Source organism: Haloactinopolyspora sp., from assembly GCF_027324685.1.
Classification (GTDB): domain Bacteria; phylum Actinomycetota; class Actinomycetes; order Jiangellales; family Jiangellaceae; genus Haloactinopolyspora.
On record NZ_DAHVSH010000020.1, the window covers coordinates 1 to 14,669 of the forward strand.

The window sequence follows — 14,669 nt, forward strand, 5'->3', positions numbered from 1 at the left end:
CGCGGGCGAGGGTGTCCATCACCTCGCCGTACACGTCGATCTGGACCTGTTCGGCCGCGGCGTTGCCGATGCGCACCGGACTGGAGTCTTCGTAGCCGCTCAGCCAATCGAGCTCGTGCTCGGCCAAGCGCCGTTCGCCACCGATGCCGTACATGATCTGCAACTGGTCGGGACTGCCGCCGATGGCCCGCAGCAGCCAGTCGCGCCAGGCACGCGCCTCGGCCAGGTAGCCGCTGCGCACCAGGGCGTCGAGCGTGAAAGCGGAATCGCGGAGCCAGCAGTAGCGGTAGTCCCAGTTGCGCACCCCGCCGATACCCTCGGGCAGCGATGTCGTGGGCGCGGCGACGATGCCTCCGGTCGGCGCGTATGTCAACGCCTTGAGCGTGATCAGCGAGCGGACGACGGCCTCTCGGTACGGGCCGTCGTACGTACACCGCGCCACCCAGTGGTGCCAGAACGATTCCGTGGACTCCAGGGCCCGCCGAGCATCGACCGGCGTGGCCGGCTCGACGTGCGACGGCGACCACGCCAGGACGAAGCTGACCTGCTCGCCCTCGGTGACGGTGAAGTCTGCATGGGTGGCCAGGGCCCGCCCGTAGATCGGCACGTCGCAGTGCAGCGCCACCAGGTCCGGGCCGGCCACCCCGACGAGGATTCCGTTGTCACGGTGCACCCAGGGCACCGAACGGCCGTAATCGAAGCGCAGGCGCAGCTCGCTGCTCATGGTGACCGTGCCGGAGACGCCCTCGACGATGCGCACGACGTCGTGTTGACCGGAGCTGGGCGGCATCAGGTCGACGACCCGGACACTGCCGGTGGGGGTGTCCCAGTCGTGTTCGAGGATCAGCGTGTCCGGCCGGTACCGGCGCCGATCGGCCGGTCCGGCACCCGACGGCGCGATCCGCCACGACCCGTTGCCCTCGTCACCGAGCAGGGCGGCAAAGCATGCGGGGGAGTCGAAGCGGGGCAGGCACAGCCAGTCGATGGTGCCGTCGCGGTCGACGAGTGCGGCCGTGTGCAGGTCGCCGATCATGCCGTGGTCTTCGATCCGGCCCGTCATCCTCCCTGTCTACCGGTTCTGATCGGGTCCTGTCTGCATTCCGGTCGGGGCCCGCGCGTCGGCGCCGGTCGAGGTGCTGGCCTCGGCCTCGGCCTCTGCTTCTGCTCGGCCGCGAGCCTCGGCACGGATCAGCAGGACGAAACCGCCAACGCCCATGACGGCGAAGATGAACCACTGGACGGCATACGACAGATGCGGTCCGGACTCCGCTTCCGGAGGCGGCACCGCTTGCAGCCCGTCGGCGGCCGCCGGGTCCTGCTCGACCCGCTCGCCCCAGGCGCCGTAGAGCGGGTAGGGCAGCGTTTCGGCCAGGGCGGCGGTGTCGACTCGGCGCACGGTTCCGGCCCGTTGGGCCGCGCCTTCGCCGTCCTCGCCGGCACGCAGCCGGACCTGCACGGTGACCGTGCCGGATGGCGGGTCGGGCAGGTCGACCTCGTCGTCCGGGCGCCCTTCGGACGCGACGAATCCCCGATCGACCAGGAACGCGTCGCCGTCGGCTGTGACCAGCGGGGTGAGGGCGTGCACCCCGGGCGTCCCGTCCACCGGGCGCAGCCGCAGCGCCAGTTCGTGCTCGGGGTCGTACTGACCGGTGATCACGGCGTTGCGCCACTGATCGTCGGTATCGAGCGGCTCGCCGGGCGCGTTGAGTTCGTCGATGGGCACCGGCGCGCTGTCGATGCCGGCTTCGATGACGGCGTTCCGGGCGGCGCGCTCGTCATTGCGATCCAGCTGCCACAGTCCCAGCCGCACGCATACCAGCACCAGGAGGACGCCGGCGACCGTGCGCACCAGCCACCGCTTGCTGGCCAGGAACCTGTACACACTGCCGACCGTAGTCCTGAGGGCCCCGGATCTTGCGTGCGGGTCGTAGGCTGGAGGGGTGCTGGTAGACCGATACGGACGCGTGGCTACCGATTTGCGGGTCTCGTTGACCGATCGGTGCAACCTGCGCTGCACGTACTGCATGCCCGAGGAAGGCCTGGCGTGGCTGCCCCGCGAGGATGTGCTCACCGACGACGAAGTCGTCCGGCTGGTGCGGGTGGCCGTCGAGCGGCTGGGCGTACGCGAGGTTCGCTTCACCGGTGGCGAGCCGCTGCTGCGCCGCGGGTTGGTGGACATCGTGACGCGGTGTGCGGCGCTGACCCCGCGCCCTGAACTGTCACTGACGACCAACGCCGTCGGCCTGGTCCGGGTGGCCGACAAATTGGCTGCGGCCGGGCTCGACCGGGTGAACGGGTCGCTGGACACCATCCGCCACGACCGGTTCGAGACGCTCACGCACCGCCGCCGGCTCGACGACGTCCTGGCCGGGCTGGCCGCCGCCCGCGACGCCGGCCTCGAGCCGGTGAAGGTCAACGCCGTCCTGATGCGGGGCATCAACGACGACGAAGCGCCGGAGCTGCTGGCGTGGGCGCTCGAGCACGGCTACGAGCTGCGCTTCATCGAGCAGATGCCGTTGGACGCCCAACACGGGTGGAGTCGCGACGCGATGGTCACCGCGGCCGAGATCCTGGAATCACTGCAAGCCGTGTTCGATCTCACACCGATCGGTGACGTCGAACGCGGCAGCGCCCCCGCCGAAACCTGGCTGATCAGCGGCGGTCCCGCGAAAGTCGGTGTCATCGCCTCGGTGACGCGGCCGTTCTGCGGGTCGTGCGACCGCACCCGGCTGACCGCCGAGGGCCAAGTCCGCACCTGTCTGTTCGCCCGCGAGGAATCCGACCTGCGCGGCGCGCTGCGGGCTGGGGCCGACGACGCTGAGCTCGCTCGCCGGTGGGAAATCGCCATGGCCGGCAAAGCGGCTGGTCACGGCATTGATGATCCAGGCTTCCTGCAGCCTTCGCGGCCGATGTCGGCGATCGGCGGCTGACCGGCCGACCAGTCGGCGAAGACGACGCCGGGCAGCCACGGGGGAAGCCGCCCGACGTCGTCGGTACGCAGCGCACCGACGGGGGAATACGGAACGCGCGCGATGGGGAGTATTGCACGGGAGCCGACGTTTCTGGAAGGCCCTGTCATCGTTCGATTCGATCATCCGCTCTGGACGCGGGCGGTAACTGCGGCCGAACCGGGGGAGTGACGGGTGAGATCGTGCCGGCCGACGGCCGCCGGGTCGCGTTGGCGATGACGACGGCGATGTAGGGCAGCACCACCGCGCCGATGATGAAGAACCAGCGCAGCCAGCCGTCCACGAGCACGGCCAGGGGTAGGCAAGCCAGCCTGACGCCCATCGTGACCAGGTAGCGCCGTTGGCGCGAGGCGAGATCGGAACTGCGACCCTCGGCCGCCGTCGTCACCGAGGCCACCGGCTCGCCGCGACGGCCTTTCGGCGCGTGCGTCCCGCTCACATCTCCACGGTAGGCCACAATCACGTGCATGGGCACGCCGGTGGACCCGGCGAGCACGCCGTGGCACGAAGGAGGAGACATGAATCGCACGTACCGGGTGACCGAGATCGTCGGGACCTCCACCGAGAGCGTCGACGAAGCGGTGCGCAACGGCATCAACCGGGCGGCGCAGACGCTCCGGCACCTCGACTGGTTCGAGGTCACCGAGATCCGCGGCCAGATCGTGGACGGCAATGTCGAGCACCTGCAGGTCGGCATGAAGGTGGGATTCCGCCTCGAAGACGCCTGAGTTCGGGTTCGGGTCTCGTCGTGTCGGCCCCGTCCGCGACTCGCTCGTTCCTCGCTCGCCGATGCCCGGCCGAACCCTGGCCGACACGCCGAGACCCGAACCGCTCGTCGTCTTGGAGATGGGCGGGAAATAGCGGGGAAGGGCGATCAGGTAGCGTCGGCGCGGGTCCGGGAGTGAGAGGAGTTCGCAGGTGAGTCGGTCGGTTTTGGTGACCGGCGGAAACCGCGGTATCGGCCTGGCGATCGCGCGTGCGTTCGCCGAGGCCGGCGATGCGGTGACCGTCACGTATCGCAGTGGCGAACCTCCGGAGGGTCTGTCGGGCGTGCGGTGCGACGTGACCGACACCGCGTCGGTCGAGGCGGCCTTCGACGAGGTCGAGGCCACCCAGGGACCGGTCGAGGTTCTCGTCGCCAATGCCGGCATCACCCGGGACACGCTCCTGTTGCGGATGGCGGAGTCCGATTTCACCGACGTCGTCGACACGAACCTGACCGGCGCGTTCCGCGTCGCCAAGCGAGCTGCTCGCGGCATGCTGCGCGCACGCAAGGGACGCGTCGTGTTCATCTCCAGCGTGGTCGGCATGCTCGGATCGCCCGGGCAGATGAACTACGCGGCCAGCAAGGCCGGGCTGATCGGGATGGCGCGCTCGATGGCTCGCGAACTCGGCAGCCGCGGCATCACCGCCAACGTGGTGGCGCCGGGGTTCGTGCAGTCGGACATGACCGACGAGCTCAGTGAGGAGCGCCGCGCTGAGATCCTCGCCGGTGTCCCGCTGGGCCGCTATGCCTCGGCCGACGAGGTGGCGCGCGTGGTGCGCTGGGTCGCCGGCGACGAGGCGGCGTACGTGACCGGTGCGGTCATTCCGGTGGACGGTGGATTGGGGATGGGGCACTGATGGGAATCCTGGACGGCAAGCGCATCCTGGTGGCCGGGGTCCTCACCGACTCCTCGCTGGGCTTTCACGTGGCCAGGCTCGCTCAGCTCGAGGGTGCGACGGTGGTGGTCACCGGCTTCGGGCGGATGAGCTTGGTGGAGCGGATCGTCAAGCGCCTGCCGCACGAGGCGCCGGTCCTCGAGCTCGACGTGCAGAACGAGGAGCACCTCGCCAGCCTCGCCGAGCGTGTGGGCGAGTATGTCGACGGCCTGGACGGCGTGGTGCACTCCATCGCGTTCGCGCCGCAGACCGCGCTGGGCGGGGCGTTCCTCGACACGCCGTTCGAAGACGTCGCCACCGCCGTGCACGTCTCGACGTACTCGTTGAAGTCGTTGACGATGGCGGCGCTGCCGCTGATGTCCGGCGGAGGCTCGGTGGTGGGGCTGGACTTCGACGCCCAAGTCGCCTGGCCCGGCTACGACTGGATGGGTGTGGCCAAGGCCGGCGAGGAGGCCACTGCACGGTATCTGGCCAAGTACCTGGGCCCGAGGGGCATCCGGGTCAACCTGGTTTCGGCTGGTCCGGTGAAGACGATGGCGGCGCGCTCCATCCCCGGCTTCGACGAGTTCGAAGGCGTGTGGGATCAGCGCGCCCCGCTCGGGTGGGATCTCTCGGACTCCGAGCCACCGGCGCGCGCGGTGGTCGCCTTGCTGTCGGACTGGTTCCCCAAGACCACCGGCGAGATCGTCCACGTCGACGGCGGCGTGCACGCCATGGGCGCCTGACCCTCAAATGATCATGTTCACCACGGAATTGCCTGCCGTACCACCCATGCACGCCTGGTGATGCGACAGAACGCCTCGTGGTGCGTGGTGGCGCTCAGCGGGTGCGGTCGGTCGCCAGATCGATCAGCCGCGCCAGCGCCTCGCGGCCGTCATCGGTGGCCTTCGCGGACTCGAGCGCCTCGCGGGCATCGGTGACCCGCTGCGCGACCATGGTCTCCACCCGGCGCAGCGCCTCGGTCTCGACCAGGACCGCACGCAGCTGCTCGACCCCCTCGTCGTCAAGGCCGGGGTCGCCGAGCAGCCGGTTCACCAGTCGCGTCTGTGCGGCGTCGGCGCGTTCGAGCGCGCAGGCCACCAGGACGGTGCGCTTGCCCTCGCGCAAGTCGTCGCCGGCGGGCTTACCGGTGCGGGCCGGATCACCGAACACGCCGAGGATGTCGTCGCGCAACTGGAACGCCTCGCCCAGCGCGGCACCGTAGCGGCGATACGGCGAGAGCAGCTGATCGTCGAGCCCGGCCACGGTGGCGCCGATGATCAACGGATGCTCGACGGAGTAGCGCGCCGACTTGAAGCGGATCACCTGCCGAGCCCGCTCGGTGTGGCCAACGGTGCGGGTGGCGCCGCTGACCTGCTCGAGGACGTCGAGGTACTGGCCGCTGCCCACTTCGGTACGCATCAGGTCGAACACGGCGCGTCCGCGCCGCAGCGCGTCGGGGCCGAGCTCGGCCGAGCCGAACAGCTCGTCACTCCACCCGAGCAGCAGGTCACCGAGTAGCACGGCCGCTGCCGCACCGAACGACTCCGGTGAGCCGTGCCATCGCGCCGCGCGGTGCTGTTCGGCGAAGCGCCGGTGCACGGACGGCTGGCCCCGCCGGGTGTCGGAGTCGTCGATGACGTCGTCGTGCACCAGGGCAGAGGCCTGGAACAGCTCCAGCGCCGCGGCGACGGTGATGACACCGGCATCGTCGGGGGAGCCGCCCGCAGCGCGCCAGCCCCAGTAGCAGAACGTCGGGCGCAGCCGCTTGCCTGCGCCGAGCAGTTGCACCGCGGCGTCGAACAACGGCAGCGTGTCGGGGCTGATCTCGCTCATCGTCGATCGCTGCCGGTCCAGGAACATGTCGATGACGTGCTGGAACCGGGGGAGCAGCGTATCGATCGGGTGACCGGGCGATGGCACGGCGGCAGGCTTCACGGTCGTCAGCGTAGGCGGTCGGCGAGGACGGCCACGGCCTCGGTCCGCTCAGCCGGCCAGCGCGGCCTCGATGTCGTCGAGGATCCGATGCGCACCGCGGTAGGTCGAGCTGCCCCACACGTCGTAATCGACGTGGTGAACCTGCCCGCGCTGGTCTGCGTCGAGGTTCTGCCACAGCACCGACGACGTGATCGATTCGCGGGCGGTGTCGTTCTCGGCGTTGGCCATCGTGAAGATCACGTCGCCGTCGGCCTCGGGGATCAGTTCCAGGCTGATCTCGATGAAGTCGCGGTCCGGGTCCGGTTCGACCTGGCCGTCCGGGCGGGCGAACCCGACGTCGGCGAACACCTGCCCGGGGAACGACTTCGGCGTCTCGAGGCGCAGGACGTCGGCGGCCTGGACTCGCACCAGCGAGACCGACGTGGCTGACGGATCCCCGACGGCCGCGCGGACCTGCTCGACATGCTGGTCGTACTCGGCGACGATCTCGTCCGCACGCTCGCTCACCCCCAGTGCGTCGGCCAGCTCGGTGACGTGACTGCGCCAGCTGCCCGTGCCGGTCCATTCCAGCGACACCGTCGGGGCGATCTGCGACAGGTCGTCATATGCCTCGGCGAACCCCGCCACGTCGACGGACAGGATCAGGTCGGGCTCGGCCACGGCGAGCGCCTCGATGTCGGGGTCGCGGGTGGTCGCGACGATCTCGAGCTCGTCGACGGCGAAGTCGTCGGGCAGAAACGGCGCGAGGTCGGCTCCCGACGGGTCCTGGGCTCCGGCGGCCACCGGATCGAATCCCAGGTCGACCAGCGCCGACAGCGTCGGGCGCCACAGCACGGCGATGCGCTGCGGGTCGTCGGGCACCTCGGTGGTCCCTTGCGCGTGCTCGACGGTGTGCGTGCTCGACGAGGTCTCGGCGGCATCGTCGTCGCCGCTTGTGCAGCCGGCAGCGGCGAGACCGAGAACGAGGGCGACAGCGCTCAGGCGGACGGAGGGCAGGCGGACGATGCGCATGGAGACGACCTCACACGTGGCGATGACGAACGGGGGACGGACGGATCACCCGGAACGGGCCTCGAGCGCGGCCCGGCGCTTGGCCACCCGGACGTCGTCGCTGACGTACGGGCACCCACCGCAGTACGCCTGCGGCTGGTCAGCGGCATCTCGCGGCCGAAGGTCATGCTCGATGTACTTGAGGCAGCAGGTGCCCTTGACGGTTCCGGCGCTGATGCCGCCGGACCACGTGACGTCCAGCGCGCGGGGGCGACGCCGGATGGCGGCTCCGTGCGTGACCAGACGGTCCATGATCGTCCAGACGCGCTGCCACGACTCCTGCGGGGCGAGCCCGCCGGCGTTGGCGGCGACGACCGCAGGCCCGGCGAGGCGGTCGGCGACGGCGCTCCACATGGTGCGCGTGCTGTAACGAGCGTGGCGCGAGACGCCTTCGATCACCGGTGCCAGGACCGTGAACAGGCGGCCGGCTACCCGATCGGCCAGCACGGCGCGGTCGTCGATGACGACGGTGCCCGGCCGGCCGGCCAGCGCATCGCCGGGCAGCACCTCGACGTCGCCGGACGGCAGTGCCAGCAGATCGAACTGGTCGCCATCCAGATGCACGGCGGCGTCGTCGCCCATCGGCAGGCCGCGGTCGGTCAGCAGCGCTGCGGCGACGGCAGGGGAGGCGATACGCCCGGTGAGGCGCAGGATGAGGTAGGACGCTGCCACGACACGGTGCCCGGACGCATGCGCGGTGAACCGGTCCAGCCAGGCACGGACGTCGACGTCGCGAATTCCAGTCAGCGGCGTCCACCCGGGGCCGAGTGGCTCGGCGGTGCGGAAAGCGAGAGCCGGGCTGACCGCGTCGAGACGTCGTGCGGTGTCGGCGAGCGGGGACTGGGCCGAGCCTGCCCCAGGGCGCGGGGGAGCCGTTGCCGACGCGATGTACATGGACGTCCCAAATCTCGATATCGTGGTTAGGTATCACTAACCTAACGGATCAATCGTGCCAAGTGAAACGGGGTCTCGTATCAGTGGATGAAACCGCCTGTCCAGGAATCGGGCCGGCCCCGATACCCTCGCCACCATGACTCTGGAGCTTTCGACGACCTCGACGACCCAGACCAGTCCGCGCACGGTGCGCGAATTGCTGGCAACCGGCCAGCGCTCGTACTCCTTCGAGTTCTTCGCACCGAAGACCGAACAGGGCGAGGCGACGTTCTGGCAGACCATCCGTGAGCTCGAGCGGTTGCAGCCGACGTTCGTCTCCGTCACCTACGGCGCCGGGGGAACCACCCGCGAGAGCACGGTGCGCGTCACCGAAGGCCTGGCCAGGCACACCACGCTCACCGCCGTGGGCCACCTGACCGCGGTCAACCACTCGGTCGCCGAACTCCGCCACGTCGTGGGCCAGTACGCCGACGCCGGTATCTGCAACTTCCTCGCCCTGCGCGGTGACCCGCCCGGCGACCCCGGCGCGGACTGGGTGCCGCACCCGGAGGGCCTGGAGTACGCCGAGGAACTGGTGCGGCTGATCCTGGACTCCGGCGACTTCTGCGTCGGCGTAGCGGCCTTCCCGGAGAAGCACCCGCGCTCGCCCGATGTCGAAACCGACGCCCGCTTCCTGGTGCGCAAGTTCCGCGCCGGTGCCGAGTACGCCATCACCCAGATGTTCTTCCACGCTGAGGACTACCTGCGGATGCGTGACCGGGTGGCAGCAGCCGGGGGAGACAAGCCGATCATCCCGGGCATCATGCCGGTGACCAACGTCCGTCAGATCGAGCGGTTCGCGAAGTTGTCCGGCGCGGACTTCCCGGCCGATCTCGCCGAGCGGCTGCTCGCCGTCGAAGACGACCCCGAGGCCGTGCGTGCGATCGGGGTGGAGGTCGCCACCCAACTGTGCGAGCGGCTCCTGGCCGAGGGCGCTCCCGGCTTGCACTTCATCACGTTGAACAGGTCCACGGCCACGCGCGAGATCTACGACGCGCTCGGGGTGGAGACTCCGGCGACCGTCGCCGGCTGATCCGGCAAAGCTCGGCCGCATCGCCGGAGCTCAGGCGCGCCCGATCAGGTCGGCCACGATGCCCGAGGAGATCACGGTCATCGCCACGCCGGGACCGGGGTGCGCGCCGGCTCCGGCCAGGAAGAGCCCGCGGATGCGCGTTCGGTTGCCCGGTCGGCTCAGATAGGCCGGGCGCCCGGGGGTGGGCCGGCCGTAGATCGCGCCGCCTGGTGCTCCCGTGGTCTGTTCGAGGTCGTGCGGAGTCCGGACCAGGCGGGTGGCCTGCGGCGTGCCGACCGGGACTGCCGTCGACGTGACGTGAGCGATCACCTCGTCGGCGTAGGCCCGGACTGTCCCCGCAGCGCTCCAGTCGACGGCGCCGGGCGCGTCGCCGTGGGCGGCGCAATCGGCGTGCACCGCCCAGGTCACCGTGCCGGCCGTCGACGTTGCGGCCCGGTTGACGGTCAACGCCGGGTTCTGGTCATCGGGCGGCACCACGATCTTGCGCACCCCGGCACCCCGCGCGGTGCCATCGGCCTCGATGAGCACGCAGAACGACGATCGGGGCGGCGGGAGCGGGCGCCGCGCGAAGGTGCGGCCGGATCGGACGAGCGCCCGCCGCGGTAGTATTTGGCGCAACCCGTCCGGGCTGATCGCCGAGACGACGACGTCGGCGGCCATGACCTCGCCGCCGTCGAGCGTGACCGATCGGACCCGCCCTCCGCCGACGTCGACGGCGTTGGCGCGGGCGTTCGTGCGCACCACGGCGCCGCGTTCCAGGGCGCGCCGGTGAACGGCGCCGATCAGCCCCGCGCTGCCTCCGGCTACGCTCCACAGCCCGAACGTCTGCTCCAGGTAGGGGAGCACTGTGACGGAGGCAGGCGCACGGGCGGGGTCTTCGCCCACGCTCGTGGCATACCAGTCGAGTAGCTGGCGAAGCCGCACGTCAGACAGTGCGGTGGCACTGAAGGACCGCAGTGACGGTACGCGCGTCCGGCCGCGGCGGGCGTAGCCGAGGACCGCATCGTGCAGGTCCTGCCACAGCCTGCTGCCGTAGTCGACGACGCCGTCCCAACCCGCTCCGGCTCCGGACCCCAGGGCGTCGTCGAGGGCACGCCGCGTGCCGGCGCGGCTGGCGTTCGGGATCTCGGCGACGGTGCGGTCCGGGAAGACGATCTGCATCGCCGGGTCGACCGGGACCATCTCGATCTCACGTTCGATCGGCCGGCCGGTGGCGCGGAACAGCTCGCGCAACGGCGCAGGCATCGTGAACGTCGTCGGGCCCAGGTCCACTGACGTGCCGTTCACGTCGTGCGGCCGAAGCTGGCCGCCCGGGGTGTCGGCCTGTTCGACGACGACGACGTCATGGCGCAGATCGGCCAAGCGTGCGGCCACAGCCAGGCCGGCCAGCCCCGCTCCGAGGACCACGACGCGTGCCACGATCGCCGACCTTACCGCGAGCGGCACCCCACCGGCGTCGCGGTGTTGACGTTGTGTCGGTGGCCGGGTGTACAGTCGCAATCAGATCGAACAAAAGTTCGAACACGGCTGTGGAGGCGACAATGACGGTGGAATATCAGCAGGCCAGCGACGTGCGGCGGATGTCAGCCCTCAACGAGCGCCGGGGTCGTCCGCCGTTGGGCCATGCTCCGCTCGACCTCATCGATCAGGCTCGAGCCTGCCTGGCGGAGGCCGCATCGTCGACTCTCGCGACCGACCGGTTCGCCGCGGCCCATCTGTCGGCGCTGCGGGCGGCAGCGGCGGTCCTCGCCGCCCGCGCACGGCCGGTCAATCCACGGCGCACGGGCCGCACCGGGCGCCGCGGTCACGGTCCGCGCAACGTCTGGGATCTGCTGCCCGTCGTGGCCCCCGAGTTCGCGGAGTGGGCGGCGTTCTTCGCAGCGAACGCCGGCAAGCGGTCGGCCGCGCAGGCGGGTCTGCCCGGATCGGTGAGCGTACGCGAGGCCGACGATCTACTGCGCCAGGCCGACGAGTTTCTCGGGCTGGTCTGCGTGGCGCTCGGGTTGCCGTACCAGGAGCCCCTCGATGTCTACGTGCCCAGCGGGCTGCGTACGGTTCCCCATCCGCGGGAAGCATGAGGGCTTCATCGTTGTTACAGGGGTATCCGTGACCACCCCGACGTCTGGAGTTCTGTCATGCCGAACGGCACTGACCTGTACGAATTCGTCGGTGAGCAGCCCGAGTTGGAGTCGCCGGTCCTGGTGTACTGGTTCGACGGTTTCGTCGACGCGGGCCACGCCGGCGGCGGCCTCGTCGACCACCTGCTCGCGACTCTCGACCACCAGGTCGTGGCGCGGTTCGACGTCGAGGCTTTGATCGACTATCGCTCGCGGCGACCCGAGATGCGCTTCGCCGATGGTTCGTTCCAGGACTACGCGGCGCCCGAGCTCACCCTGTACAGCGTCAAGGACGACACCGGTTCGTCGTTCTACCTGTTGTCCGGGCCAGAGCCCGATTTCCGCTGGGAGGCCTTCGCCTCGGCCGTGATCGACCTGGTTCACCGGCTGGGGGTCCGGCTGTCAGTCGGTGTGCAGGGCATCCCGAACCCCGTGCCGCACACTCGGCCCATCAGTGTCATCTCGCATGCCACCAGGCCCGAACTGCTCGACGGTTCCGCGCTGGTCGACGTCGAGCTGCGAGTCCCCGGCAACGTGTCGTCGTTGCTGGAGTACCGGCTCGGCCAGGCCGGCAAGGACGCCGTCGGTCTCGTGGCCCGCGTGCCGCACTACCTCGCGGACTCCGAGTACCCGCAGGCTTCGTTGACGTTGCTGCGCGCATTGAGCGGGGTGACCGGCCTGCTGCTTCCGGCCGGCTATCTCATCGAGGCGTCGCGGCGCGCCGATGAGCTGGTGCAGGAACAGGTCGACGGCAACGAGCAGGTCGCGCAGGTCGTGCATGCGCTGGAAAGCCAGTACGACGCCGCGGCCGGCAGCCAGGGACGCGGGGGCTTGATCGCCGAGCAGCGCGCGGTGCCCAGTGCGGACGAGATCGGGGCCGAGCTGGAGCAGTTCCTCGCCGAGTTCCGCGGCGAGGGGCGCGAGGAATAACAGAGGACCCGACCCGATCAGCACGATCGGTGTCACTCGTCCGGCCGGCGCCGCAGTTGTTTCGTGCGGCCGCGCTGCTTCTTCTCGTCTACCCGGCGTTTCCGCGCGGCGCGCGACGGCTTCGTGGGGCGGCGCCGCGGCCCCGGGGGACGTAGCGCCTCCTCCAGCAATGCGGCCAGCCGCTGCATGGCCGCCTCCCGGTTTCTGAGCTGTGAGCGGTGCTCCGAAGCCACGACCGTGAGCACGCCGTCGACCAACCGGTTCCGAAGTCGCGACGTGATCCGCTCGCGCGTGGCTGCGTCGAGCACACGTGAGGCGGTGACGTCGAACGACAGCTCGACACGTGTCTCCGAGGTGTTGACGTGCTGCCCGCCGGGGCCGCCGGAGCGGGAGAATCGCCACACCAACTCGTCATCGGGAATGACGATCGAGTCGCGTACCCGTATCGGCGCCATGACGACCATCGTCGTCGATGACCGAGAAACCAGGCGAATCGCAACGCCCCGCAGGCTGATTTCCAGTCGTACACTCAGCTCAGCGGCGCCCACCAGCGCAGCGGTCGGCGCGCCGCGCGGAGGTCTCCTGGGGGAGGAGCCGGCGATGGACACATCCACGTCGTCCGCCGAACCGGTCCTGTTCGTCATCGAAGGTCGCGGCAGCCAGCGGCTACGGATCGCCGATCAACTACGCCGCCGCTACGGGTCCGATTACCGCGTCGTCGACGAGCCCACGCGGCAAGCGGGCTTGAGTGCCCTACGTTCACTGCGCGAACGCGGCGCGCGTGTCGCCATGGTGCTCTGTGATTCGGGTGAGAATCCCGATGCGCGGCCCGACGGCGTCTTTCATGAAGTCAAGGCGCTGTTCCCCGAGGCCAAGCGCGTTCTGGTGATCGATTGGGGAGGGTGGGGCGATCAGCGCACCGCCGCCTCGATCCTGCGGCTCATCGCCATCGGGGCGATCGACTACTACATCTTGCGGCCGTGGCGGGTGCCCGACGAACTGTTTCACCGGACGGTGACGGAATTCCTGCTCGAGTGGGAGCGCGCGGTGTCATCGCAGCCACGCGAGGTCAACCTGGTCGGTGGCCAGTGGTCGGCGCGGGCGCACGAATTGCGCAGCCTGTTGGCGCGCAACGGCGTGCCCCACACGTTTCACTCCAGTGACAGCGCCGACGGGCAGCAGATGCTCGAGCGCGTCGGGCTGACCGATACACGTCGCCCAGTCGTGCTGCTGCGCGACGGGGGAGTGCTTGTCGACCCCACCAACGCGCAACTCGCCGACGCCTACGGCGTGCGGACCCGGCTCGCCGACGACACCGAGTACGACGTGATCGTCGTCGGTGCAGGCCCGGCTGGGCTCGCGGCGGCGGTGTATGCCTCATCCGAAGGGCTTCGCACGCTCGTCATCGAGCGCGAATCGATCGGTGGCCAGGCGGGTTCGAGTTCGCTGATCCGCAATTACCTCGGCTTCGCGCGCGGCGTGAGCGGGGCCGAGTTGGCTCAGCGCGCCTACCAACAAGCGTGGGTGTTCGGCACCGATTTCCTGCTCATGCGGGAAGCTGTCGAACTCGCTCGCAGCGACGGCCGGTTCCAGATGACCACGGCCGACGACGAGGTCGCGCGTGCTCGCTGCGTCGTGCTGTCGACCGGGGTCAGTTATCGCCGGATCGGCATCAAGACGTTGGAATCGCTGGAAGGGGCCGGGGTCTTCTACGGCGCGTCGGCGTCGGAAGCGCGGGCACTGAGCGGACGCGACGTCTTCGTTGTCGGCGGCGGCAACTCGGCTGGGCAGGCCGCGATGCACCTGTCGCGGTTCGCCCGCAGAGTCACGCTGCTGGTTCGCGGGCCCTCGCTGGCTGCGAGCATGTCCCGGTACCTGATCGAGGCGATCCGGGCGGCCGGCATCGACGTACGGCTCAACGTCGAGGTGATCGACGGTGGCGGCAACGGACATCTCGAGTGGATCCGGGTGCGCGAGCGAACCTCCGGGGGCATCTCGACGGAGTCCGCAGCCGGCCTGTTCGTCCTGATCGGCGCTCAACCACGGACCGGATGGCTG

The 14,669-nt window shown here is 70.0% G+C and carries 16 protein-coding genes; 8 read left to right on the top strand and 8 right to left on the bottom strand.

What is annotated here, in order from left to right; genetic code table 11:
• A partial coding sequence (locus M6444_RS02940) for a glycoside hydrolase family 15 protein (protein ID WP_298322944.1) occupies nucleotides 1-1,060 on the bottom strand: 1,060 nt, incomplete at its 3' end.
• 9 nt (nucleotides 1,061-1,069) lie between these two features.
• The gene (locus tag M6444_RS02945; protein WP_298322946.1) at nucleotides 1,070-1,882 is read right to left on the bottom strand and encodes an SURF1 family protein; all 813 of its coding nucleotides are present in this window, start codon (nucleotides 1,880-1,882) and stop codon (nucleotides 1,070-1,072) included.
• Between the two features lie 58 nt (nucleotides 1,883-1,940).
• Between M6444_RS02945 and moaA the strand changes: the two genes are divergently transcribed.
• Nucleotides 1,941-2,930 (top strand): GTP 3',8-cyclase MoaA, encoded by a 990-nt coding sequence (gene moaA, locus M6444_RS02950; protein WP_298322948.1) that lies wholly within the window; start codon nucleotides 1,941-1,943, stop codon nucleotides 2,928-2,930.
• A gap of 145 nt (nucleotides 2,931-3,075) precedes the next feature.
• Here the strand turns inward: moaA and M6444_RS02955 are convergent, their stop codons facing one another.
• A complete protein-coding gene (locus M6444_RS02955) occupies nucleotides 3,076-3,408 on the bottom strand; it encodes a DUF3099 domain-containing protein (protein WP_298322950.1) in 333 nt (110 codons plus the stop codon).
• Nucleotides 3,409-3,487: 79 nt separating this feature from the next.
• Between M6444_RS02955 and M6444_RS02960 the strand changes: the two genes are divergently transcribed.
• The 3 genes from M6444_RS02960 (at nucleotide 3,488) to fabI (ending at nucleotide 5,356) form a co-directional block, all read left to right on the top strand.
• Nucleotides 3,488-3,697: a dodecin gene (locus tag M6444_RS02960; protein WP_298322953.1), complete on the top strand. Its 210-nt coding sequence runs from the start codon at nucleotides 3,488-3,490 to the stop codon at nucleotides 3,695-3,697.
• 190 nt (nucleotides 3,698-3,887) lie between these two features.
• A complete protein-coding gene (fabG, locus tag M6444_RS02965; protein ID WP_298322956.1) occupies nucleotides 3,888-4,592 on the top strand; it encodes a 3-oxoacyl-ACP reductase FabG in 705 nt (234 codons plus the stop codon).
• The gene (gene fabI / locus M6444_RS02970; protein WP_298322959.1) at nucleotides 4,592-5,356 is read left to right on the top strand and encodes an enoyl-ACP reductase FabI; all 765 of its coding nucleotides are present in this window, start codon (nucleotides 4,592-4,594) and stop codon (nucleotides 5,354-5,356) included. The genes fabG and fabI overlap by 1 nt, the downstream gene beginning before the upstream one ends.
• Before the next feature lie 94 nt (nucleotides 5,357-5,450).
• On the opposite strand, the gene M6444_RS02975 is transcribed toward fabI, so the two are convergent.
• From M6444_RS02975 to M6444_RS02985, 3 genes are read right to left on the bottom strand one after another with little or no spacing between them, the layout of a single operon-like run.
• Entirely contained in the window at nucleotides 5,451-6,548 is a 1,098-nt protein-coding gene (locus tag M6444_RS02975) for a polyprenyl synthetase family protein (protein WP_298322962.1), read from the bottom strand.
• Between the two features lie 48 nt (nucleotides 6,549-6,596).
• Nucleotides 6,597-7,559 carry an iron-siderophore ABC transporter substrate-binding protein gene (locus M6444_RS02980; RefSeq protein ID WP_298322965.1) on the bottom strand — a complete coding sequence of 321 codons (963 nt, stop codon included), beginning with the start codon at nucleotides 7,557-7,559 and terminating at the stop codon, nucleotides 6,597-6,599.
• A gap of 45 nt (nucleotides 7,560-7,604) precedes the next feature.
• Nucleotides 7,605-8,492: a ferric iron reductase gene (locus M6444_RS02985; RefSeq protein WP_298322970.1), complete on the bottom strand. Its 888-nt coding sequence runs from the start codon at nucleotides 8,490-8,492 to the stop codon at nucleotides 7,605-7,607.
• 136 nt (nucleotides 8,493-8,628) lie between these two features.
• Between M6444_RS02985 and metF the strand changes: the two genes are divergently transcribed.
• Nucleotides 8,629-9,564: a methylenetetrahydrofolate reductase [NAD(P)H] gene (gene metF / locus M6444_RS02990; RefSeq protein WP_298322973.1), complete on the top strand. Its 936-nt coding sequence runs from the start codon at nucleotides 8,629-8,631 to the stop codon at nucleotides 9,562-9,564.
• Between the two features lie 30 nt (nucleotides 9,565-9,594).
• Here the strand turns inward: metF and M6444_RS02995 are convergent, their stop codons facing one another.
• Nucleotides 9,595-10,983 (bottom strand): FAD-dependent oxidoreductase, encoded by a 1,389-nt coding sequence (locus M6444_RS02995; RefSeq protein WP_298322975.1) that lies wholly within the window; start codon nucleotides 10,981-10,983, stop codon nucleotides 9,595-9,597.
• Between the two features lie 122 nt (nucleotides 10,984-11,105).
• Here M6444_RS02995 and M6444_RS03000 point away from each other — a divergent pair, with 122 nt between their 5' ends.
• Nucleotides 11,106-11,642, top strand: a complete 537-nt coding sequence (locus M6444_RS03000; RefSeq protein ID WP_298322977.1) for an SAV_6107 family HEPN domain-containing protein — start codon at nucleotides 11,106-11,108, stop codon at nucleotides 11,640-11,642.
• A gap of 57 nt (nucleotides 11,643-11,699) precedes the next feature.
• Entirely contained in the window at nucleotides 11,700-12,611 is a 912-nt protein-coding gene (locus M6444_RS03005; RefSeq protein WP_298322979.1) for a PAC2 family protein, read from the top strand.
• A 32-nt stretch (nucleotides 12,612-12,643) separates the two neighbouring features.
• Here the strand turns inward: M6444_RS03005 and arfB are convergent, their stop codons facing one another.
• A complete protein-coding gene (gene arfB, locus M6444_RS03010; RefSeq protein WP_298322981.1) occupies nucleotides 12,644-13,066 on the bottom strand; it encodes an alternative ribosome rescue aminoacyl-tRNA hydrolase ArfB in 423 nt (140 codons plus the stop codon).
• Nucleotides 13,067-13,211: 145 nt separating this feature from the next.
• On the opposite strand from arfB, the gene M6444_RS03015 reads away from it, so the two are divergent.
• The coding region (locus M6444_RS03015) for an FAD-dependent oxidoreductase (RefSeq protein WP_298322984.1) at nucleotides 13,212-14,669 on the top strand (1,458 nt) is incomplete at its 3' end.

Coding starts and splice junctions, on each gene's coding strand:
- M6444_RS02980 (WP_298322965.1), bottom strand. CDS start 7,559: ATGCGCATCGTCCGCCTGCCCTCCGTCCGCCTGAGCGCTGTCGCCCTC.
- M6444_RS02960 (WP_298322953.1), top strand. CDS start 3,488: ATGAATCGCACGTACCGGGTGACCGAGATCGTCGGGACCTCCACCGAG.
- metF (WP_298322973.1), top strand. CDS start 8,629: ATGACTCTGGAGCTTTCGACGACCTCGACGACCCAGACCAGTCCGCGC.
- M6444_RS03000 (WP_298322977.1), top strand. CDS start 11,106: ATGACGGTGGAATATCAGCAGGCCAGCGACGTGCGGCGGATGTCAGCC.
- M6444_RS03005 (WP_298322979.1), top strand. CDS start 11,700: ATGCCGAACGGCACTGACCTGTACGAATTCGTCGGTGAGCAGCCCGAG.
- fabI (WP_298322959.1), top strand. CDS start 4,592: ATGGGAATCCTGGACGGCAAGCGCATCCTGGTGGCCGGGGTCCTCACC.
- arfB (WP_298322981.1), bottom strand. CDS start 13,066: ATGGCGCCGATACGGGTACGCGACTCGATCGTCATTCCCGATGACGAG.
- M6444_RS02985 (WP_298322970.1), bottom strand. CDS start 8,492: ATGTACATCGCGTCGGCAACGGCTCCCCCGCGCCCTGGGGCAGGCTCG.